The sequence below is a fragment of the Aquimarina sp. RZ0 genome (assembly GCF_008370685.1).
Taxonomy (GTDB): Bacteria; Bacteroidota; Bacteroidia; order Flavobacteriales; family Flavobacteriaceae; genus Aquimarina.
On sequence record NZ_VTZU01000004.1, the window covers coordinates 96,612 to 121,024 of the forward strand.

Annotated in this window: 16 protein-coding genes; 8 read left to right on the forward strand and 8 right to left on the reverse strand. The window is 33.6% G+C overall.

Annotated features, from left to right (window positions below):
• The first annotated feature begins 145 nt into the window (after positions 1-145).
• Both F0000_RS03195 and F0000_RS03200 read left to right on the forward strand, forming a co-directional pair.
• Complete coding sequence (locus F0000_RS03195) at positions 146-3,232, forward strand: TonB-dependent receptor (RefSeq protein ID WP_149623259.1); 3,087 nt, start codon at positions 146-148, stop codon at positions 3,230-3,232.
• Positions 3,233-3,243: 11 nt separating this feature from the next.
• Positions 3,244-4,752, forward strand: coding sequence for a RagB/SusD family nutrient uptake outer membrane protein (locus tag F0000_RS03200; RefSeq protein WP_149623260.1), 1,509 nt, complete (start codon positions 3,244-3,246; stop codon positions 4,750-4,752).
• Between the two features lie 352 nt (positions 4,753-5,104).
• Here F0000_RS03200 and F0000_RS03205 read toward each other — a convergent pair whose 3' ends face one another.
• From F0000_RS03205 to rplM, 8 genes are all read right to left on the reverse strand, one after another.
• Entirely contained in the window at positions 5,105-7,030 is a 1,926-nt protein-coding gene (locus F0000_RS03205) for an RICIN domain-containing protein (protein ID WP_149623261.1), read from the reverse strand.
• A 503-nt stretch (positions 7,031-7,533) separates the two neighbouring features.
• A complete protein-coding gene (locus tag F0000_RS03210; protein WP_149623262.1) occupies positions 7,534-9,081 on the reverse strand; it encodes an RICIN domain-containing protein in 1,548 nt (515 codons plus the stop codon).
• Between the two features lie 12 nt (positions 9,082-9,093).
• The gene (locus F0000_RS03215) at positions 9,094-10,707 is read right to left on the reverse strand and encodes a hypothetical protein (protein WP_149623263.1); all 1,614 of its coding nucleotides are present in this window, start codon (positions 10,705-10,707) and stop codon (positions 9,094-9,096) included.
• 72 nt (positions 10,708-10,779) lie between these two features.
• Positions 10,780-11,007: a hypothetical protein gene (locus F0000_RS03220; protein ID WP_149623264.1), complete on the reverse strand. Its 228-nt coding sequence runs from the start codon at positions 11,005-11,007 to the stop codon at positions 10,780-10,782.
• A 1,910-nt stretch (positions 11,008-12,917) separates the two neighbouring features.
• Positions 12,918-13,880: a translation elongation factor Ts gene (gene tsf / locus F0000_RS03225; protein WP_149623265.1), complete on the reverse strand. Its 963-nt coding sequence runs from the start codon at positions 13,878-13,880 to the stop codon at positions 12,918-12,920.
• A gap of 171 nt (positions 13,881-14,051) precedes the next feature.
• Complete coding sequence (rpsB, locus tag F0000_RS03230; protein ID WP_149623266.1) at positions 14,052-14,924, reverse strand: 30S ribosomal protein S2; 873 nt, start codon at positions 14,922-14,924, stop codon at positions 14,052-14,054.
• A 140-nt stretch (positions 14,925-15,064) separates the two neighbouring features.
• A complete protein-coding gene (gene rpsI, locus F0000_RS03235; RefSeq protein ID WP_149623267.1) occupies positions 15,065-15,451 on the reverse strand; it encodes a 30S ribosomal protein S9 in 387 nt (128 codons plus the stop codon).
• Positions 15,451-15,906, reverse strand: coding sequence for a 50S ribosomal protein L13 (rplM, locus tag F0000_RS03240; protein ID WP_149623268.1), 456 nt, complete (start codon positions 15,904-15,906; stop codon positions 15,451-15,453). Before rplM ends, rpsI begins: the two co-directional genes overlap by 1 nt.
• Positions 15,907-16,316: 410 nt before the next feature.
• Between rplM and F0000_RS03245 the strand changes: the two genes are divergently transcribed.
• The 6 genes from F0000_RS03245 to F0000_RS03270 all read left to right on the forward strand — a co-directional run bounded on the left by F0000_RS03245 (position 16,317) and on the right by F0000_RS03270 (position 24,323).
• On the forward strand, positions 16,317-19,052 hold the full coding sequence (locus F0000_RS03245) for a DUF5916 domain-containing protein (protein WP_149623269.1): 2,736 nt from the start codon (positions 16,317-16,319) through the stop codon (positions 19,050-19,052).
• Between the two features lie 652 nt (positions 19,053-19,704).
• On the forward strand, positions 19,705-20,334 hold the full coding sequence (locus tag F0000_RS03250) for a hypothetical protein (protein WP_149623270.1): 630 nt from the start codon (positions 19,705-19,707) through the stop codon (positions 20,332-20,334).
• A 329-nt stretch (positions 20,335-20,663) separates the two neighbouring features.
• A complete protein-coding gene (locus tag F0000_RS03255; RefSeq protein WP_149623271.1) occupies positions 20,664-21,860 on the forward strand; it encodes a serine hydrolase in 1,197 nt (398 codons plus the stop codon).
• Positions 21,861-21,952: 92 nt separating this feature from the next.
• Positions 21,953-22,438 (forward strand): lipocalin family protein, encoded by a 486-nt coding sequence (locus F0000_RS03260; RefSeq protein ID WP_149623272.1) that lies wholly within the window; start codon positions 21,953-21,955, stop codon positions 22,436-22,438.
• Positions 22,439-22,570: 132 nt separating this feature from the next.
• Positions 22,571-22,708 carry a hypothetical protein gene (locus F0000_RS27600; RefSeq protein WP_188112009.1) on the forward strand — a complete coding sequence of 46 codons (138 nt, stop codon included), beginning with the start codon at positions 22,571-22,573 and terminating at the stop codon, positions 22,706-22,708.
• 778 nt (positions 22,709-23,486) lie between these two features.
• Positions 23,487-24,323, forward strand: coding sequence for an urease accessory protein UreD (locus tag F0000_RS03270; protein WP_149623273.1), 837 nt, complete (start codon positions 23,487-23,489; stop codon positions 24,321-24,323).
• The last annotated feature ends 90 nt before the right edge of the window (positions 24,324-24,413 follow it).

Genomic DNA, 24,413 nt, shown 5'->3' on the forward strand with positions numbered 1-24,413 from the left:
TCAAACAAAGTTTTTTTTAGGCTTTTTATTGCCATAACTGTTTTAATAGTGTATTCCTCTCCATAAATTATTTAAATGGTATTACTCAATCACATGCAAACCTCATCTTAATATTACTTTATCAACATTAAAACCTAAATAAAAAATGAAAAAACGTATTCCTAAAAGGATTGAATCTCTATTTAAGCTAATTTGCCTTCTTTTTTTTTGTAAAACAACATATGTTCAGGCTCAGAGTATAAGTGTCAAAGGCAAAATCACAGATGACAAAGGAACTCCATTACTGGGAGCCAGTGTAGTTATAAAAAATAAGAATACTGGAACCACAGCAGATTTTGATGGAAATTATAGTATTAATACTGTCGATTCTAATGATGTACTCCTATTTTCCTATGTAGGATATGCCAACAAAGAAGTTAATGTCAATGGGCAATCGATCATTGATGTAAACCTCGAACCAGATTTACAGGCTCTGGATGAGGTAATTGTAGTAGGATATGGTGCCGAAAGAAGATCTCAGCTCACGGGTGCGGTTGCGACTGTAAATACAGAAGCATTAAACAGAAACACCTCTGCCTCTCTGGATAATACCTTACAGGGATTAGCAGCAGGTATCTCGGTAACCAATAATAATGCAACACCTGGTGGCGGAGTGTCCGTTCGTATTAGAGGTGCCGGTGGTGTGAATAATAGTGAGCCCTTATATGTAGTAGACGGGTTTCCGATATCGGTAGGCTCTAATGAAAATAGTAGCCCGCTAAGCCTGATTAATCCTCAGGATATAGAATCTATTTCTGTGCTTAAAGACGCAGCATCTGCAGCAATTTATGGAACGAGAGCCGCTAATGGAGTTATTTTGATAACAACAAAAAGAGGGCGTTTTGGTCAAAAAGGGATTGTATCTGTTAATGTAAAAACGGGACTACAAGCTGTTGCAAAAAAGCTAGACCTGATGGATGCACAGACATTTGTAGAGTTTACCAATACCTCAAGCCAGAATGCAGGATTTGCGATACCACCGGGCTTTGATAATCCAGCTTCTTTTGGTAAAGGCACTGATTGGATTGAAACAATTACAAGAGTCGCTCCAGTTACAGATTTACAAGCCTCCTTTTCTGGTGGCGGAGAGAACGGGAATTATTTCTTGTCATTAGGGCAATTTGAGCAAGAAGGGATTGTAATTGGCACAAGTTTTAAAAGAATAACTGCACGACTCAATGCTGATCAGAAAGTCAGCAAAAAACTGACAACTGGAGCGAGTGTTGCTGTTACAAGATCAAAACAAAATTCATTGGGTAGAGTCAGGTTAAATAATACTGCATTATCATTTGCTACTCTTTTTTATCCAACGATTCCTGTATTTGATGAAAATGGAAATTACGCACCTACTCCGGCAAATGGGTTTTATAAACCCCAGGTTAATCCATTGTTTAGAGCAGAAGGCCCTCGTTTTCCTCCGATTCAGCATAATCTTTTGGGAAATGTATCGCTTAAATATGATATCATATCCGGATTACAATTTAAAACTACCGGTTACTATACCTTTGAAAATACAGTGTCAGAAAATTTTGGACGCATTTTTGATTTGGGCGCTGCAGGGTCAACAGAGCAATCAATTCTAAAAAGACAATTTACAGGTACTACCGTATTGTTAGAGAATATAGTAAGCTATAATTTTAATAAAAATAATCATTCAGTAGGATTGCTATTAGGGCAAAGCGTGCAGGATCGCAAGTCAGAAAGCTTACAGGTAACCGGGGATTATCCAAGAGAAGGAAACGTAGTTATCAATGAACAAGCAGATAATTTGAGGGTCAATAATAGAATTGATGAAAATAGCTTGCTTTCCTATTTTGGGAAACTGAATTACAGTTTTAGAGATAAATACTTGATGACTGCAATCATAAGAAGAGACGGCTCATCCAGGTTTGGTAGTGAAAATAAATGGGGTACGTTCCCATCTATTTCTTTAGGATGGAGAATTTCTGAAGAAGATTTTATTTCTACAGATGGCATGCTTTCTTCTTTAAAAATCAGAGGTGGTTGGGGGCAGGTAGGATATGACGACGGTATCGGGAACTATGCTTTTTCTGCAACAGTTAACCAGGATTTTAATTACCCGTTTGGGAATCAGGAAGGGGTAATCACAACAGGATCAGCAGTCACAGGTATACCTAACCCCAATATCCAATGGGAAGTAGTCACGCAATACAGTATTGGAATAGATGCAGATTTTCTGGATAATCGTTTGAATGTAGTTGCAGAATATTATGATAAAACTCAGGACAAAATGTTAATAAGAGTTCCTATTTCTGCTGTTACCGGGGTTTCTTCTGGGAGTAATCAGGGAAGCCTTAGTCAAAACATAGGAGCCCTCACCAATAAAGGCTTTGAATTTAGTATCAACTATACAGGAAAGATTGGCGAACTTACATACTCCGTAGGGGCTAATGTTACTACTATAAATAATAAGATTACTGATGTGCCAGCTCCTATTAACGCCTTTAATTTTGGAGGGAATAACCTGACCCGTACAGAAAATAACAGAAGTCTCGGAGAATTTTTTGGTTTTGTAGCTGATGGAATTTTTCAAAATCAGGCAGAAGTAGATGCTCATGCCACACAGAATGAAGGCACTGCACCGGGAGATATACGATTTGTAGATATATCGGGTCCTGATGGTGTGCCGGATGGAGTAATCAATAATGATGATCGTACGTTTATAGGAAGCCCGATACCAGAGTTTACTTATGGATTTAATATAAATCTAAATTACAGGAATTTTGATTTTTCCTTACAAGGGAATGGTGTTTCGGGGAATAAGATTTTTAATCTTACTAAGTTAAATCTAATAGACAACAATCGAAGTGAAAATAAGCTTAATTTCATTCCGTGGTCTCCAGAGAATCCTAATTCTCAGTTTCCAAGGGCTATTGCTAATGATCCTAATAATAATATCCGTAATTCAAGTTATTTTGTTGAAGATGGGTCATTTACCAGGATTAAGATTATTGAATTAGGATACTCCATACCCCAAAATACCATAAAGAAAATAGGAATGTCTCAGATGAGAGTCTTTGGAGGTGTTCAAAACCCTTTTACTTTTACCGACTACTCAGGAGTAGATCCAGAAGTCGGTAATGCCAGAGGTAGTAATCTGGCTGCAGGGATTGATTACTTTGTCTATCCGATTGCAAGAGTATTTTCTATGGGCGTAAATATGAAATTTTAAAAAAAAGAAACATGAAAAATTTTAAATATATAATACCGGTTCTGATATTTTGTTTTATTTCCTGTGATGAAGATATTCTAGATAAGGTAAATCAAAATGGACCAAATTCTGACAACTTTTTACAGTTTGAAGGAGAAGCAGAAGAAGCTACAACAGCAATTTATGATGTGCTAACACATGTAGGAATGTATAAATTCAGTTTTTTGATTTTAGGAGATGTCCCTACCGATAATGTAGAAAATGGTTTTGGTGATGGTAGGTATGGTCCGGATATAGTAAGGCTTCATAATTACAATTGGGATGAAACCAATTTTTATTTTGCACAACGCTGGAATGGTGCTTACAAAGGGATTTATAGAGCTAACTACGTATTAGAAAATTTAGATAATGTAGTTGATTTCAAAGAAGGTAAACGTGAGGAACTCGAAGGACAGGCATTATTTCTAAGGGCATTATACTATTATAATTTAGTTGCTGGTTTTGGAGATATTCCGCTAGTCACCTCGTTGCTTACTGCAGAAGAAATTAATTCTATTAATAAATCTACGGCAGAAGAGGTTTGGGCACAGATAGATAATGACCTTAGCAGGGCATCTGATTTATTACCAGTTTCCTGGCCGGCAGAAGAAGTAGGAAGGGCGACAAAGGGTGCTGCGTATGGGTTGTTATCAAGAATACGTCTATGGACAGGTGATTTTTCTGGAGCAGAGGATGCAGCTGATCAGGTCGATGGTTTGGGGTATAGTTTGGTATCTACAGAGGATTATATAAAAATGTTTGATGGCCGCATGGAGAATAGTTCAGAGTCTATTTTTGAAGCTCAATTTGTACCAGGTTTTGGTAATTTTTTCTCTGATGAAGGTTCTGAATCATCATTGCTAATGCATATTTTTCCAAGAGTTCCCTGGGGGCGTTATGTTTTTCCCAGAAAAACAGATAGCTATGATATTATAAATGATTTTGAAAATGACGATATTAGGAGAGCGGCTTCTATGCTTATTTCTGGTGTAGATTCTATTTTTTATGTAGAAGAAGATAGGATGAGTATATTTCCGGATTTGACGATTCACACGGATTTTCGATTAGACCTGCAAACTCCTGGAGCTTATCAAACAAGAAAATGGCTCCCTTATGACACTAACAACTGGCAACGAGGAGGTGCTTTCTTTAATGAAGGCACAGCAATTAATATCCCCGTGATACGATATGCAGAAGTAATTTTGAATAAGGCAGAAGCATTGGCAGAGCAGAATAAACTTGCAGAAGCTGCTCAAGCACTGGAATTGATACGAACAAGAGCGGGGCTAGCGATGACTGATGTCAATGTTGGTGATCAGGAGGCATTATTAGCACAGATACGAAATGACAGGCGGATTGAGCTTATCTTTGAAGGACACAGGTGGTTTGATCTAAAACGATGGGGACAATTAGATAAATTGTCTGATGCCGGACTTAATTATCAGGGACAAAGTAACTGGTTTATTCCAGGGCCTGAAAAAGATATAAATCCAAACCTCTAATTTGTTGCCCTCGATTATTTTGATATTTTATTTTATGCATTAAAAATCAAAATCTCATGGGTATCAAAGAATAGGTATACTATCACATATTGAATTAAAAAGGGCATTGTTTTTTGAAATGAACAATGCCCTTTTTAATTCAATTCTCAGATGAAATTACATTATGATCATGATGCTTATCGTTTTATTAATTGCTGTTTTGATTTTCCAAGAACTGATACGATTTACGAATAAAAATTTCGCATCTAATGACATTCTTTTTCTACTATATTTTCTTCATAAAATGAAACAATAGCTATGGCTATTCTTTAATTTGATTCATCAATCTAGCGAAAAATCCTTGCCATTATTTTTACGAAATTCTCATCCGTAAATCGTATGATACAATGTATAGACCAGGCTTTAAAGAAGATGTTGACAGGGATTCATTCTCATTTTTTACAAGAGTCTGATGAACAACTTTTCCTAAAATGTCGTAAATTTTAATATTATCTCCTTTTTCTACTCCAGTAACTGTTATAAAATCATTCGCAGGATTAGGGAATATTTCAATAGAATTTCCATCTTTGATTTGATCAAATGATCTACTATTTGCTGCCGGTAGTATTCTCCATTTTTGGTTCATATTTGACATACTATATTCCCAAACCTGAACATTAGCATTTACAGCTCCATCTTCTCTGTCTAATGCTACTTGTTGGCAATGCATTGGTTTTAGGCTATATATTCCATTTCCATCAGGTACTACTTTCCACTTCTGGTGATTTGCAGAAGCGTCAGTCCATGTCGCTACATTCTCTCCATTACTGCATTTTGCATAAGGTACTTCCAGGTATCTGTTATTTTCTAAATTTTTAATTGTGTATACATTTTCACCCAAATGGTTAAAAACCCATTTTTGATCATTAAAATTAAGTGGCGAGTACATAATAGCACTATATTGTTCATTTTGGCGAGATAATAAACGCTGATCAGAAGTTGTAGATGTAATAAAATACTCCCCGTTTGCTATTTGTTGCGGGCTGTTAAATTTCCATTGCATATTTTGATCATTGTCATTATTTGCTTTTAGTCTTAATAGATTACCATTTTGATTTCCCCAGGCATGAAGAGAAAAACCTGGTGAATTACGTTTTTGTAAACGGAAATACCCATTTCCCAGATCAATTTTTTTCCAATGCTGATTTTGATTATTTATACCGCTAAGTCTGAGTTTTACTTTTTGATTAGCTGTACCGCCATTACCACCATCTATGCAGTAATTTGTCCCTCTTTTTTTATAAGAAAAGAAGCCATTACCTCGATCAATTTCTTCCCATTGTCTATTAAAATTAGAATTTGACAAAGCCCATATTTTAAGATCGCGACCATCAGCTCCGCCAGTATTACCATCAATAGCTACATTACCATTTCTTTTTTTGATAATAACAAAAGAATTAGATCCACCACCAGAAGGCGTGGCGTCTTTTAGTTTCCAGGTTCTGACCCAATCATATGAAGTAATCCTTTCTGATAATGATCCTGATGCAACTTTACCTCCATTTGCCGGCACAGGATTCCAGTCATAGGTTTCCATAGCCATATGGATAAAAGCCTGCGCATTAAAGTTTCTGCCAGGGGTTATTTTATATACAAATTTTCCATCTAAATAGAAACGAAGTTCTGATGGAGATTTCCACCAGCAACCATATACAAAATAGCGTGAATGATTTTTTGTGTTTGTAAGCACACTTCCTTGTTTTTGTACTGGGTTAGGGAAACAAGATGTTGTTCGACTGATGGCGTTTGAATGAAATATTTGATCCCAGTTACGGGCGAAGTTGAATGTTTCTGGTGTTGTATTTCCCACACATTCCTGTATGTCGATTTCGTTCTTTTGATTACAGTTATTATTTTTAGTCATTAACCAAAAGGTAGATGACATTTCGGTAGCGTTAGCTTTCATTCTGGCTTCATAGTACAAACCTAGTCCGCCAGAAGCTATAGATCGAACAATACCTCCTCCGTATAAAAAAGTAGTACCGTTTCTAATTTTGGGAGTTTCAAACTTCTTTACTTGCACTCTTAGGTTGCCTCCTGATACTGATACACTTTCCTTTTCAAAAAGTCCGGGAGGTCTGCCAATCCAGACCCAGCCATTTTCTACAGGTTCTGTTTGCCATTTAGTATCATTAATTGAGTTTCCGTTAAACTCATCAGACAAATTTTCAACTCTCACCCATTCCTTGCCATTTGGTTTTGGATCCTGACCTGTATCAAAAGTTGGCTGTGCTTGCATACTATTGATTTTGGTTATGAAAATAAAGAAGAGTAAAATAAAACGTAAGTGATATTTTTTTTTCATTGTTGCTTAATTTTAAGGTTATTTTTTAAGAGATATTGTTTTTTGTTGCGTGAGAGACTGCGAATGATAAAAAAGGTAGTGATCATGAGTATACCATTTGCCTTCAGAATTTACTGGAATACCATGTTCTTTTTTGACCTCAGCTTCAGCATAAAAATAAACCGTAGCACTGCTATGATTGGTTTTTCTTATTCACCGAGATAAAAAAATCGTACTTTTCTTTTCGAGTAAATTCAAACAACAACTGGTATTATCACATATTTATATTTATAGAATAGAGGTGTATCTTTCTATAAATCATATAGTAATCAAGAATGTTTGTGTTCATTAAGGTATTAAAACCAGATATCCCGAAAAAAGAAATTTGCCGTCTCCCAAAACTTATTATGTACTCAGGTGTATGTATTCTAAAAATGGGATATCTGGTTTGAAAAAAACTATTTTTTAATAAAAACTTCTGAAACTTTCCTGCTGTCACTGGTTATTTCAGCAATATATGCTCCGGAAACAAAATCATCAATTAGTACGCTATAAGAACTGCTATCAATCTTTTTTGATAGTAATTTTTTTCCTATCAAAGAATAAATAGTGAGTACTGCATTTTTTGTATTGGTTGCTAATTGAATGTTAAGAATATCTTCTGCTGGATTAGGGGAAATTACTAATTGTAGAAAATTATCTTTTTCACGATTTGAATCGACTTTTTCGATATGCCATTGTTGATTGTTATTACCTTCATTGTACTGGTATATAGATACATTTTGTTTTGATTGATCTCTATTGAATATATCTAAAGCCTGCGTTAGACAATGTAGCGGGCGTAGAAAATAAACCCCTCTTTGTTTTGTTATTTTCCAGCGATGATGGTCTTGATCAGCACTTGTCCAGGTAGATACTCTGGTATCGTTTTTGCAAGCAGCAAAAGGAACTTCTAAGAATCTTTTAGTCGATTTATTTTGAATTCTATATTCATTATTTCCTAAATGAAAAAACTCCCATTTTTGGTCATCATAATTACCTATATTAAGGAAAACTGTCTGGTGATTTTCTACAGGTCTTGATACCAGAGCCTTACTGTCCTTGAACTTATTTGGTTTAATCCGATATACCCCATTAGTGATAAGTTGTTTTTTATTATTGCGAGTATCGACTTTTACAATATGCCATTGCTGATTATTATTATCTTCATCATACAGGTATGTATATACATTTTGTGCTGATTTATCAGTATTAAATATATCCAAAGCTTGTGTTAGACAATGTAGCGGACGTAGAAAATAAATTCCTCTTTGTTTTGTTATTTTCCATCGGTGATGATCTTGATCAACACTTGTCCAGGTAGATACTCTGGTATTGTTTTCACACGTACTAAAAGGAACTTCTAGAAACCTTTTAGTTGATTTATTTTGAATTCTATACTCATTATTTCCTAAATGAAAAAACTCCCATTTTTGATCGTCATATTCACCAATATCTAAGAAAACTACCTGGTGGTTTTCTATAGGTCTTGATACGAGAGCTTTACTATCTTTAAACATATTTGGATTAATTCTGTATGTACCATTAGCAATAAGTTGCTTTTCAGTTGATTTTTTCTCAATACTCAGTAATAATACATCTTCTGGTTTCATCTCAAAGGAATTTTGAAGTTCCTTATTATTAATGAGGTTTATAATTCTCATAGTATTATTGGATTCATTTATCCTTATTCGAGATGATGTATTCCCTATATTGACAATAGAAATTACTTTAGTTCCATTAGAAGACCTGTAAGATTTTGCAAAACAAGTTTTCTTTGTAGTGCCAGATTCTTTGGTTTCTGTAATTTTTACTGCCGGAGTCACTCCTTTTTGTTCTAATACGTTCTTGACCTGATTTTTTATACCAGATAATGAATTAGAAAAAATTAATCTTCCTTTACCTTGCTTTAATTTTTTAGAATGTGTTTTATTATACTCATTATGCGTTAAGCTTTGGCTATCCATAATCACTGTTCCTCAGTTATCCAAATATTTCTGCAATTCATTCAATTCAGTAACAGTTGCATATTTTGTATTGTAGATTACAATAGCTTTCCAGGAAGAAGCTTTTTGATTTTTTAAAATTTTCTCTGTTGCAAAACCAATTGGATGCCCTTCAAAAAACAATTCCTCATATACATCATGGATGTGCTCCATATGATTTTTTTTGTTTATGGCAGAAGTTTTAGAATAAAAAATGCGTACTGGTTTTTCTAACTTCTGAAGCGCTACAATGTGGTTTGCATGTGAATTAAGATCAATCATTGTTGTTGTAACGGCATCCAGAATCTGGGGTTGTTGTGTTACAGTGCCTGGGTAATCTTTTGGTGCATTTTGGAACCTGAAATAATTATGTATAGAGCCATCACTGTTACGACCCCATACCCAGGTATTTCCTGCCGTTGTTCCTTGCATATGTGCTAACCAAAAAACAGCTCTTGCATATTCAGGTTTTAGTTTCAAATCTCTGGATTGCACTGTGGATAGGTAATGTACTTCAGTATTAAAAATGGGTTTGTTTGGTGCTATTGATTTCATAAAATCATAGCTCATACTCATATCAAACCATTCAAAAGCATAGTCTTTTTCCCAGCGTTGCTTTCTCCCGTGAAAATAAGAATTATAAGCTTCTGCATCGTTTCCAATGACATCTGTCAACATTGTTAACGCTTCTAGATCTATTCCGTGGCCTTTTTTTTCTTTTACCCATAACCAAGGCATATTCTTAATATGAGTTTTAAAATTGCGATCTTTTGACTTTATTCTGTTATGTAAAAACGTAAACCAGTCTGTTACTCTTTTTTGATTAAAAGTAACCCAATCATACCAGACAGGTGTACCTTGAAGATTTTTGTTTATTGGGATATCTATCTTCAAATCATTAAAATTTCTCACGTTTACATTTTTCCAAAGGCTATTCACATTAGCGATTGACCCATGTTTTTTGATTAGCCAATCAGCAAATTTTGTTTTTGTAAAATCTGATACTGCTCCAGTATTCCAGGTATCGGTTTGTGTAAAAAAACTAGGTTCGTTACATAAAGATATTCCCATTTTAGAAAATGATTTCCCCTTTAATAATGGTATTACTTCATCTAATAAATTCCCATATAATTCTTTGGCACCAGGGTTATCAATATCAAACCCTACAAAAGACCTTTTTCCAGTTTTAAAATTGCGAGTGCCTTTATTTTTTGAATACCGTTGTACTGCCCAATTAGGAACGCTTTTATGTTCTAAAAAAACATCTCCAATTGTATTCTGTGATCTGGAAGCTATATTATTTTTGACATGAGCTGCAAGTTTTCCGTTTTCATCGATATGATTTGGTGATATATATACGCCATTCATATTTCCATAAAAATTTGTCAACTGTTTATCATCTGTTGGCTTAAAATTATAATCATTTATAAAAAATGGAGTTCCGGAATTTAATAATTGTGGTCCATTAAAATTTAATTGTGACCAATTAATATTGGGATATTTTTTTCGTTTTATTTTTTCAGAAATTACTTCATTAATAGTTGCAATAGCCTTGTCTAGAATTTTTTCTACTTCTCTTCGTTCAAAATTTGGCAGATCATTTGCCAATTGTTGAGAATTAGCGCTAAAAACATTTAATTCATCAAAATATCTTTTATTAAGAGAAACATTCTTTTCGTCCTATTTAGCATATTTTAAGAAAAGGGTAGCCGTATTTAGTGTTGATTTTTCTTTTGTTATTTCGAGATTTCTATTTTCTGCTTTTTTTACTAAGTTTTCTAACGTTTTTATTTTTGAATTAACTCTCTGGAGTACATTCTGGGCTGAAATTTGCGATTGTGTACTTAATAATCCAATAAAGAATAATAATTTCAGTTTTTTGTAAAAATTCATGCGTTTGTGTTTCATGTATATGTAATTTAAGTTGGTTAAAATTGTTTTTTAGTTAAGGCGACTAGCAACAAAAAAATGGGGATCAACGTATTTCTTTTTTATAAGAGTAAACAAAGGAATAACTGGCACTTTTTTGTGATCTGTAACAAAGTGAACTATTATGATCAATGTCTCACTTGAAAAATCTTCTTTAATAAAGACTGAGTCGTTTTTTTGATCTATCTTCCATTTGCTATGCCATCTGGGGTCTTTTTTTTATAAATACCTTTTCCAGAGAGATACCTCAATGCCTTAGAGCATACATATCATTTTTGGTATTGCAATCAGAAGATGCTTGATTTTTTTGATTATGTATCTGTGCTTACCTAATGGTGAGTAATGGATTTACAAAATTGTTGAATATCAAAATTTGTATTCGGGTTTTGTGCACTGGAAATGTAGAATGGATCCAGAAGAAGCACTAGGGATGATGCTTTTTTCATAATTATTTAGTTTACGTTTAAGTTTGTTTGTGTGTTAAAAATTTTAGTGACAGTAAAATTATAACATAGGCTATAAGATATTCACGATGATTGGTAAAGAAGTGGATGAAATTAGATAGCTTTTTTTTTAATTACCTGATAATCAAATTTTTGTTTTTTTGCGTAATATTTTAAAGTGGACTCTTATTGAATTTATGTTACTTTTTTTAGGAGATTTTTTTAAAGTAAAGCTAATTAGTACACAAAAAATAGGCAAAGAGAGTAGAGGTGTGGGTGATAATTCCCCTACATATAGGCAAAATTCTGATATGCTAATATCATTTTGTTGTCGAAATCAACATGAAAAAACAGTTGATTTGATATCATAATTTACTATAATGATCAGAATCTTTTTTTTTGAGCTGAGGGCAGAATGCCTTCAATCAGATATCCTTTATCACGATCTTTTTGGAGTACTCTTTATACTGCTATCTTATTCCAGTAAATTCAAATGGTAAATGGTATAAGGTGTATTAAAGGACTGACTATACATGATACAGACAGGAGTTCTCTTACATAAAAAAGGGTTCTTTTCCCCCTGCTCTGCTATTGGTAGATTTGAGATAATACCGTAATTTTGTTGAAGGAAAACAAAAGTAGTAAGGATGATAAATATTTTTGAAATAGAGTCGATACGTTTTTAAAGTTTGTGTATAAAGCACGTGAGTGTAATTTACGTTTTGGCTGATTGGGGAATCAGTCTTTTTTGGGGTAGCATTTTGGAGGGGTCCGAAATGTTTAAGGAAACGAATCGATAACTACAAAAAGATATTTTGAAAAATGATTAAAAAAAAACCGCTTTAATTAAAGCGGTTTTTTTTAATTTATTAAATATTATAAGTTAGTCCATAGTTGGTTTTTAATGAAAAAAGTACACTATAGTAGAATAAAACATCTTTAATGCGCTACGGTTTATACGTACATTTTTTACACAAGAGTTCTCTTACATAAAAAAGGGTTCTTTTCCCCCGGTCTTGCTATTGGTTGATATGTGTTAATAGTATAAATTTGTTAAAGGAAAACAAAAGTAGTAGGGATGATAAATATTTTTGAAATAGAGTCGAAACGTTCTTAAAGTTTGTACATAAGCACGTGAGTGTGATTTACGTTTTAGACTGATTGGGGAGTCAGTCTTTTTTTGGGGTAGCATTTTGGAGGGGTCCAAAATGTTTAAGAGAACGAATCGAATACTATAAAAAGATATTTTGAAAAATGATGAAAAAAACCGCTTCAATTGAAGCGGTTTTTGATTTTATAGTAACAATTCATCTTTAGTGATATGTTTTTGCTTACAAAATTTCCTGGTTTGGATATTTTTTTTAACAGCAATGCTTAAAAAATATTTTTTGCATGTTGTAGCTGTCACTCAAAATCAATACTAAAGACGTAGTGAAGTTTTGAATGTTATAAAGAAACTCTTTCGAAACTTACAACAGAAACATCACCTAATGTTTTTACATAATCAGCAACAGTTTTTTTCTCATCTTTAATGAAGCTTTGGTCAAGAAGGCACTGTTCTTGATCCAAGGTGGTATTGTCAGAAATAAATCGCTCTAACTTACCAGGAAGAATTCTATCCCAGATTTGTTCTGGTTTACCTTCTGCTTTCAGTTCTTCTTTGAGTGTTGCTTCGGCTTTAGCAAGTATTTGGTCTGTTAATTGAGATCTTGAGATGAATTGAGGAATATTTTTTAATGTTTTCCCTAATCTGCCAAGCTCTTCATTTTCTTTTTCTATTGCTGCAATTCTGGCTTGAGTCTCAGAAGCAACGTAGGCAGGATCAAAATCTTTAAAAGATAATGTAGTTGCACCCATTGATGCTACTTGCATAGAAATATCTTTTGCTAAATCTTCTGCTCCGTCAATTTTTGCAGACAATCCAGTCAAGGCTCCAATTTTGTTACCGTGGATGTAAGATCCTACAAAAGGAGCTTCTAATACCTTAAAATCTCCAATTTCTATTTTTTCTCCAATAACACCTGTTTGCTCGATTAGTTTGTCCTGAACACTCATTCCATTAAAATCAGCAGCTAATAATTCTTCTTTAGTCGCGGAATTAAGCGCTAATTCTGCTAATTCTTTGGCTAAAGAAACAAAAGAATCATTTTTTCCTACGAAATCTGTTTCGCAATTAAGAGAAACGATTACACCTTTATTTTTAGCATCATTAACTTTTGCAATCACTGCACCTTCAGAGGATTCTCTATCGGCTCTCTTATCAGCAATCTTTTGTCCTTTTTCTCTAAGGATTTTTATAGCATTGTCAAAATCTCCATCAGCTTCAACAAGTGCTTTTTTACAATCCATCATTCCGGCACCTGTAGCTTTACGTAATTTACTTACCTCTGCGGCTGTAATTTTTGCCATATCTTTAAAATATTTAATGTGTTTGTGTAAAAAATAAGTCGCTTAGTTTTTGTTACTACGAAAGTAAAGAACTAAACGACTCATTTATTTTATCTAAAAGTTAAGTTTCTAGAACTTAATCTTTAATAAATATTACAATTTTATACTGATTGAAAGCAATCAATGAATTGTTTACTCTTCTTCTTTTTTTGCAGCTTCTGTTACAGCCGGTGCTTCTTCTGCTACTACAGGAGCAGCAACTTCTGTTGTTGCAGGAGCAGGAGCTTCTGTTGTTGCAGGAGCAGGAGCTTCTGTTGTTGCAGGTTTTTCCTCTACAGAATCCTTTGCAGCAGTTTTAGGAGCTTCTTTTGAAGTTTTTCGCTCATTGAGCCCTTCAATAATAGCATCACTTACATAGGTCATTACTTTATCAATAGATTTTGAAGCATCATCATTTGCAGGGATAACATACTGTACCTGACGTGGGTCAGAGTTTGTATCTACCATTGCAAAAATTGGAATGTTTAATTTCTGAGCTTCTTTTACTGCAATATGCTCACGAGTAATATCTACGACAAATAATGCGCCTGGTAAACGAGTCATATCAGAAATAGAACCTAAATTCTTTTCTAATTTTGCTCTCAAACGATCTACTTGTAAACGTTCTTTCTTAGACAGTGTATTAAAAGTACCATCTTTCTTCATTCTATCAATAGCAGCCATTTTCTTTACTGCCTTACGAATAGTAACAAAGTTGGTAAGCATACCACCCGGCCATCTTTCAGTAATGTATGGTTGATTTGCTTTTGCTGCTTTTTCAGCAACGATTTCTTTAGCTTGTTTTTTGGTAGCAACAAAAAGAATTTTTCTACCAGAAGCTGCTATTTTCTTCAAAGCTTCACCAGCTTCGTTAATTTTTGCAGCTGTTTTATATAAGTTTATGATATGGATACCGTTACGCTCCATATAGATGTATGGAGCCATATTAGGATCCCATCTTCTTGTTAGGTGACCAAAATGTACACCTGCATCAAGTAAATCTTTTACTTCGATATTGTTTGCCATTTTTGTAATAGTTTACGTTCTGTTGAATTAGCAATGATCAAGTGGCTACCTTCTTGTGGTATGGCCTTGAGCATTTAGATGCTAAACTAACTCCCTATAATTTTATTTTTAGGGGATAACAACAAATACTGTTTAATAAATTAACGTTTAGAGAACTGGAATTTCTTACGTGCTTTCTTCTGTCCGAATTTTTTACGCTCAACCATTCTGGCATCTCTGGTAAGTAAACCTTCTGGTTTCAGGATAGCTCTGTTTTCTTCATCTAACTCGCATATCGCTCTGGATATTGCTAAACGAATAGCTTCAGCTTGTCCTGTGATTCCACCACCGTAAACATTTACAGTAAGATCGAACTTTTCTTCATTACTTGTTAAGGTAAGAGGTTGGTTCACTTTGTACTGTAAAGTAGCAGTTGTAAAGTAATCGCTAAGATCTTTTTTGTTGATCGTAACTTTTCCAGAACCTTCTTTAAGGTATACTCTAGCTACAGCCGTTTTTCTACGACCAATTTTGTGAATAACTTCCATTACTTAAATTCTTTTAAGTTAATAGTTTTAGGTTGCTGAGCTTCCTGATTGTGTTCTGCTCCGGCATACACCTTTAAATTACGGAATAAAACTGCTCCTAATTTGTTTTTAGGTAACATTCCTTTTACCGCTTTTTCAATTAAACGCTCTGGGTTTTTGTCAAATAACTCCTGAGCAGTAAGACTTCTTTGCCCTCCAGGATAACCTGTGTGACGGATATACGATTTATCAGTCCACTTTTTTCCTGTCAAGTTGATTTTTTCGGCATTTGTAATAATTACATTATCACCGCAATCAACGTGTGGGGTAAAGCTAGGCTTATGCTTTCCTCTAAGTAATATTGCTACTACAGAAGATAGACGTCCTAAAGTCTGTCCTTCAGCATCTACGTGTAACCATTCCTTAGAAACGGTTCCTTTATTGGCAGATACTGTTTTGTAACTTAATGTGTCCACACTAACTAATTTTTACTAATTAAACATTCCTTTCCTATATAAAATAGGGGTGCAAATGTACAATTATATATTCATATAGCAAACTCGTATTTGATATTATTTTGTAAGTATGAGCCATTGGTTTTCAGATAGATCAATTATTAGAATGTTTTTTTAAATGAATAGGTTTTTATAGGTGCGTTAAATTATAGAAAACCGATTGTTTTTAATGATTATTAGTTTTTGATATTAATTAGAAATACTCCATACATAGGATCGGTTAGAGGTAGAAGTGTACAGAATGAAGAATATGTACTTCTGCTGAAAGTAGGAGGTTCTTGTTAATCTTTTATTAAATAAGAAATAAAACTGTGACAAAACTTCATACATTATGTCATCTATTTAAAACATCAATCATTAATCCAATCATCATGAAGCAATTATTCCAGTTTCTGGTATTTTTTATTTTCTCATTTTTTCTCAATGCGCAGGATTCTCTTTCTGTAGTAACAAAAAGAATTTACACAACCAAACCATTAAATGGAGCAGAAGCACCTGCTATTGATGGATTGATTAATGAGCAGAGTTGGGATCTGGTGGATTGGGCTGGAGACTTTATAGAAAATCAACCGGATGAGAATACAGCTCCCAGCCAACAAACAAAATTTAAGATACTATATGATCAGAAATATTTATACATAGCATACAGATGTTATGATACAGAACCTGATAAAATAGAAAAACGCCTTTCTCGCAGAGATGGTTTTGCTGGTGATTGGGTAGAGATCAATTTGGATAGTTATCATGATAAAAGAACTGGCTTTTCTTTTACAATTACAGCATCAGGTGTAAAAGGAGATGAATTTATTTCGAATAATGGAAACAATTGGGATGGTAGCTGGAACCCAATCTGGTACACCGCTACTAATATTGATGATGAAGGATGGACTGCTGAGGTAAAAATACCATTAAGTCAGTTAAAATTTGGTAAGAGTAAAGAACAAATATGGGGTTTGCAGGTGAATCGTAGATTTTTTCGTGCAGAAGAAAGGTCAGTTTGGCAAAGAATTCCGCAGGATGCTCCGGGATGGGTAAGCGAATTTGGTGAATTACATGGATTAATTGATATAGAACCGCAAAAACAATTAGAAATTCAACCTTTTGTGGTTACACAGTATGATACGTTCCCTGAAGAAGAAGATAACCCTTTCAGAGATGGGGATGAATTTAAACTCAATGGCGGGTTGGATGCCAAAATTGGAATTACAAACGATCTTACCATGGATCTTACTGTGAATCCTGATTTTGGTCAGGTAGAAGCAGATCCAGCGGCAATCGCTTTGGATGGGTTTCAGATTTTTTTTAGAGAACAACGCCCTTTTTTTGTAGAAAATAAAAATATTTTTGATTATCGTTTTGCCAATGGTCAGGATAATGTTTTTTATTCTCGTAGAATTGGTAGAAATCCTCAGGGTTCTGCTGGTTCAAACCCTTTTCTTGAGGGGCGTGATGGTGTAAATTCTTCGTCTGTAAATGATGAATTTTTGGATGTTCCGGTGAATACAACAATTTTGGGAGCAGCAAAATTTAGTGGAAAAACTAAAGATGGATGGTCAATAGGGATTCTGGAAAGTGTTACCTCCCGAGAGATTGCCAAAATAGAGGATGCAGCTGGTAATAAGAGAGAAACTATTGTAGAACCACTAACTAATTATTTTGTAGCAAGAGCGCAGAAAGATTTTAATGAACGTAATACATTTATAGGAGGAATTTTTACAGCAACGAATCGTAATCTGGGAGATATTATAAATATAGATTATAATAACCCTGATACTGATGAGACTTCAGAACTAGTTGGAATACGTGAGAATAATCTTAATTTTTTACGAAAATCGGCTTATACTGGAGGGCTTGATTTTAGGCATAATTGGAAAGAAAGAAAATATTTTTTAGAAGGAAATATAGTAACTAGTCATGTAGAAGGCTCTAAAGAGTCTATTGCAGAGACACAGGAATCGCTAACACATTTGTTTAATCGAGTAGATGCGGATCATGTAAAAGTAGACCCTGACAGAACATCACTTACAGGAACGGGTGGGAAAATTTTGGGAGGAAAAACAGGTGGTGGAAATTGGCGGTATGAAGGCGGGGTATTTTGGAGGTCACCAGAATTAGAATTAAATGATATAGGTTTCTTGAGACAGGCAGACGATATAAGACAATTTACTAATGTTCGGTATTTATTTCTTAAACCTACAAAATGGTATAGACGAGGGGATATCAATTTTAATCAATTTACCACCTTTGATTTTGAAGGGAATTATAATCGTATACAATATGGATTAAGCGGAAATATAAGCTATATAAATAACTGGTGGACTGAAATAGAGTATATTCATAAGCCACGTATATTTACAAATACGATTCTGCGGGGAGGACCTCGTTTTCGATTCAATGAAGAGAATATTGCTGTGCTTTTCTTTGGTTCTGATCGAAGAAAGAAATTTAGTTTTACGATGGGGCATGTAAATTCCTGGGCGCAGCAAAATAATTTTGCTTTTCAGCGTTATGTACTGCGTTTTAATTATCAGCCTTTTAATGCTTTTAGTCTTTCGCTTAATCCAGAGTTTGAAATTAATCCTAATAAAACACAATATGTTACCGAGACCGATTTTAATGGAACGCCCAGATATATCACTGCCAGAATTGATCAGCAAACATTGAGTGCAAGTATTCGTTTGAATTATAATATCAATCCTAATCTGACAATCCAATATTATGGGCAACCATTTATTTCTCGAGGAACTTATACCGATTTTAATTATGTAAATGACCCTATCTCTAAGGATCTTGATAACCGGATAACATTGTTTAATAATAACCAGATTTCCTTTGCAGATGATCAATATTCAATAGATGAGGATTTAGATGGATCGGTAGATTATACAATTGATAATCCTGATTTTGCATTTGTCCAGTTTCGGTCTAATCTGGTATTGCGCTGGGAATATATTCCAGGTTCAGAAATATTTCTGGTGTGGTCACAAGGTGTTACGGGCTCAGGTGACCCCAAAGATCATCTGTTTAGGGGTTTAGATAATCAGATTTTAGACCAACAACCAGAAAACACTTTCTTGATCAAAGCAACATATAGGTTTGTTTTATAATTCAATTCCGGTTTAAAAATACCCTTTCAAATTTTGCTTATTTTTTTGTCTAAACAAGAAATTGCTATTTTCTTATTTGAGTGTTTCTAAAACAGATAGTATAATACGATTTGTGATTAAAAAATTCGTATAAATTCATTGAATTATTTTTTCTTTATGCAAGGCAAAAAAATCAAGCATAGCTATAGCTACGGTTTATTTTTTAAACGAAGTAGAAAGGAAAAAGAAACGATGAATATGCGAAATTTTTAGTTATAAATCGTATAACACCTTACTTATCTATAGATTTTACTGTATCTCTGACCAGACGCTAATTAATCAATTTGTTTTCCAAACCTTATAGCTAGTAAGTTTTGTGTTTTTAAAATTTCGTTTAATTTGATGGATATTCTATGGATATTTTTCTAAAAATGCTTTTATACCCTAGTGATCTCGAGTTATAAGTTCCTCGAATGTATGATACAAGAATTACAATATTTAGAGATTAAATTATAGATAGAATAACTTTTGAATCATAGTAATCTCTTCATTTTACTGGTAATTTGGGTTATAAAATGTGAAAACTTATATTCCTGTTATTAGGGGAAACAAGTTTTAGATTGTTGTATATATATAATCTAAATATTTATTAATTTTTTAAAACCAGTTTAATATGAAAATTTTTAATTTTAAAAACGGCTTATTTTTGTTTTTCATTACATCACTTTTTATAAGTTGCTCTAATGAAGAGTTAGAAAATGAAGAAACCTTATTTAATGATGAATCAGAGTTAATTTTTCATTACCAAGGTAAATCTTTTGAAGGTGAAGAAAAATTTGAACAGGCTTATAGCAATGTTTTAGAAAATTCACATTGGGTAATGGATGATGATACCAATGTATATCTTTTTGATACCATGGAAGAATCAGATTTGTTTAGCGCACAACAAATGCAAAAAGCAGTTAGAGGTATTCAGTTTATTTTTAATAATAATACGAATGGTGGCAGAAGTTTGAAAAGTAGAGTCTTTACATCAAGAGATCGTTTTCAAAATAGAGCCAGAACTATAAATTTCAGAGGAGGTTTAGGCAGGTTCTGGAATAATAATATTTCTGCTGTCAGGTTTGCAGGATCAGATGTAAGAATACTTGATTCTGTTAATCTTTATGATAGAGCTAGGTTTCAAAATGTGCTGGGAACTATTTTAAGTTTCGGAAACAGAAGAACAATCGCATTTACAGGAGCTAATTCAAGATTTAATAACAGGGTCAGTAGCATACAACTGGTACTTACCTCAAGATGATAACGGTTATTGGAGCTAGAATAAAACGATTATGAAAAGTTGTTGTTTGTAGTCAATTTAATTTTTTTCTAATCATTAAACAAAACTTTTTTTATACCCAACTCATTCGAATTTTTAGTTTAAAAAACTATAGTAAAAGTTTGAATGAGTTTTTTTAAATTATTGTCGATACTATTCAAAGTCAATTTTTGTAGTGTGGGTATATCGAACTTGAAATTACTGAATAAAAAAGTTGCTTTTTAATATCTATTATTTTAGGATAATCCAGGTTAAAAAGTTTTTAGGTTTATCTTTTACTTGTATTTTGCAACTACTAAGTTGATTTTTGTATGAAATACTTGTTTAGAATATATATTAGTTGCTTGTTAGTCGGGTGTACTACTTCAAAAACTCCAGAGAAGAAAGCTGTAGTATTATCAAAAAAACCTGTAGAGGAAGCGATAGACTCACTCTCCTTTTTCTTAGAACACTATGACAAGTTTTTTAGAACTAATTTTCAGATATCAGAATGCCCGGGAGCGGCGATTGTAATTGTCAAAGATTCTACAGTGATTTATAAGAAAGGATTTGGTGTAAAAAAGATACATACTCAAGACTCAGTAGATACCAATACTGTATTTAGGATTGCTAGCTTATCTAAGGGAGTGACTGCTGTTCTTGCTGGTAATCTGGTAGATCATAAGGAATTGAATTGGGATCAACAGATAAAGGAGTCTGTGTATAATTTTGATTTGCGCGATAAGGCGCAGGCCGATAGATTAACAGTGAATCATCTATTATCCCATACATCAGGTTTATATAAATACACAAATTCCCGGTTGATTCATAAAGGCCTGCCATTAACAACTATTATTGCTGGTTTTAAAAAAAGTGGAGTAGTCGCAAAAGAGGGGACAGATTATGAATATCAGAACGCGGCTTTTTCTGTCATCGAAAAAATAATGGAAAATCAAACTGAGACTTCTTTTGAAACCCTCCTTAGTGAACGATTGTTTATTCCTGCGAATATGAAAAATGCCTCTAGTTCTTATCATAATATCAAAAATAATACAAATGTGGCCTTACCTCATAAATGGAATCATTATTCAAAAAAATACTCATTAACCCGTTTACATAAAAACTATTATAATGTAGCTGCTGCAGGAGGTATCAATGCTTCTATTTCTGATATGGCAGAATATCTAAAGGTTTTATTGGGAAATAGACCAGACATTATTTCTGATAGTAGTCTGAAAGATATTTTTAATCCAGTGATTTGTACTAGTAATAAAGCAACATATGTTAATTTGTGGGATGGTGTTACCGATTCATATTATGCTAAAGGTTGGCGAGTTCTGGACTATAGAAGAAGAACTATTATCTATCACGGAGGCAATGTAAATCAATATAAGACGCAGTTAATGATAGATCCAAAAAATAAGATAGGGATTTGCGTATTGTTTAATGGTCCCAATCCTTTTAATGGTCCTGTAATTCCAACTTTTCTTAGTTATTATGACTTTTTTGTGGATGCTACAAAAAATTAAGGCGTAACCAGGAAAACTGACAGATAAAAATATATAGATGTTGTGTATACTAATGATTTGCTACAAAACGTTTTAATTAAAACTCAAAAATCATGAAAACCAATTTTTTTCTTTTTATTGCATTATTAGCACTGATTTTTACGTCCTGTAGTTCGGATGATGATACTCCCGTTGATCCAACAATTTCTCTGGTAGGTACCTGGGAACTTATCTCTGTTACAGGTGCGTTGCCTCTGGATTTGGATATGGATGGTACTTCTTCTTCAAATGTGTTAGAAGAACTACCTTGTTTTGAAGATACAATTGTTGTAAATGAAGATGAAACATATAATCAAGAGGTAACAGATGTAGATGTAGATGCTGACTTAACATCATTTCCGCCAGTTATTACAGCAGAATGTACAGGTACCATATTAAACCAGGAAGGTACTTGGACATTGGATGATACTTCATTGACTTTTACTCCTGCAAATGGCGATCCCAGAACAGTTGTAATAGAATTAACCGAAACCACACTTTCTTTCTCTGATACCTTAGATGATATAGGAGAAGTAGATCTTGTGTTTATGAGAAAATAACAGAAATTTTATAAAAAATAAAAAGCACTGATCTATGTAGGAGATCAGTGCTTTTTATTTTTTATAAGCAAGGCTTCTTCAAAATAGTTTTTGTACCAATGCGGATTTAAAATTGCTACTTAAAAGTAATCAGTGTGGTCGGATATTCGGCTTTACGTACTGCTAAGTTATGGAACAGGAGAAACTTCTTTTGTAGTGTTTAAGGGAGAAAGGTATAATTCCGAAGGGCAAGCCAAAGAGGAAGGATATACAAAAGGAGTGGCGGATTAACCCTTAGTAGCGAAACGTTTCCAAGGAGGCTGTGGGAAACTTTAGCCGAGCAAAGGGGTTAGCAAGGGCATTTTAATACTTACAACTCTACGGAGGATGATTTGCTTAATTCTGTGGATTTTGTTAGGATAAACACAAAGCCTAGGTCTTGAAGAGCCGTATGATGGGAGACTATCGCGTACGGTGATGTAAGAGATTTAAGGGTGAAATTGCCTGTTACCTACTCGACATTAGCTGTCAGTATTTCCACCTTTTTCCCAAAGTTTCATTACTTTCTCAATAAAAAAAATCAATTTTCGTTTCCGATAGATTAATACTTTTTTTAATTCGAATACATCCTTTTTCCATATTGAATTCTTTCAATAGTTCTCTTGCGTTTTCAATTTTGTCTATATTACCAACATATAAACTTACATATGTCATTTGAGCATTGATATGGAAGATGTTTTTCGAACCATTTCCATAGGAAAGAGCCTTATATTCAATTCCTTCAATTAATTCAGGATAAATTTTTTAATCAATTCATTAACTCTTCAGCCTTGTCTTTCCGCCAATCAGGTTCTAATACGATTTGTGATTAAAAAATTCGTATAAATTCATTGAATTATTTTTTCTTTATGCAAGGCAAAAAAATCAAGCATAGCTCTCAATATCCCCGCTCGGGTATAAACAGTCCTAAAATTAGTCTTGCTTTTTGATGTAAATCCTTATCAATAATGATATTTTTGTTTAGAATAAATACCTCATTTTTTTCTTTAAATTCAATTTCAACTACCGAATGACTACGAACTTAAAAACTGATGCCTCCAAAATTACTTTTGACTTTCATAATAATGAAACGATCCTTACGGAGCAGCTGAGTAAAAAACCGTTGAAAATTGTAAACCCTAAATCACAAAAACAGACAGGAGTATGCATGTTAACCAGTTATGGGGGAGGTTTTGTTGAAGGAGACCATGTCAAACTTGATGTGGTTTGCAATCAGAATACAACCTCAATTATAAGCTCTCAAGCCAATACTCGTGTTTATGAAAGTAATGGAATACAGTGCAAGCAAAAACTACAAATAAGACTGAAGAAAAACGCGTTTCACGTTTTTTTTAACGATCCTTTGGTAATGCATAATGGCGGAAATTTTGTTCAAGAAAATACGATTGCGCTCGAGAAAGAAAGTGTTTTACTTTTTATAGATTGGTTTTCTGCAGGAAGAACAGCTAATGGGGAGTCTTTTGCTTTTAAAACTTTTGAAACTTCCACAAAAATTACAATCGAAAAACGGACAGTATTATGGGATAATTTTAAAATTACTCCAGAAAGTATGGATGTACGTTCACCAGGGATGTTTGGGAATCATTCTTCTTTTTTAAATATTTTTTTAATTGGGAATAAAGGCGCTACTAAGGTAAAGCTTATAGGAAAAGCATTGTCCGAGCTTGATGAAACTGATGATACTACCAGTATTCAATCTAATGTAACTCGGATTAATGACGATACACTGGTGGGGAGGTATAGTGCTGAAAAAATTACCCCTCTCAAAAAAGTTGTAACTATGATTTCACAAATTTTAGCGAATCCGGAATTACTGAATTACGACCATTTAGAAAGAAAATATTAAGTATTTCTTTTAATTTTAACCTGAATTATACAATAGAACTTCGTTATGAAGCTTTGAGATACAATAAATACTGGTTTTTTCTTGATTTTA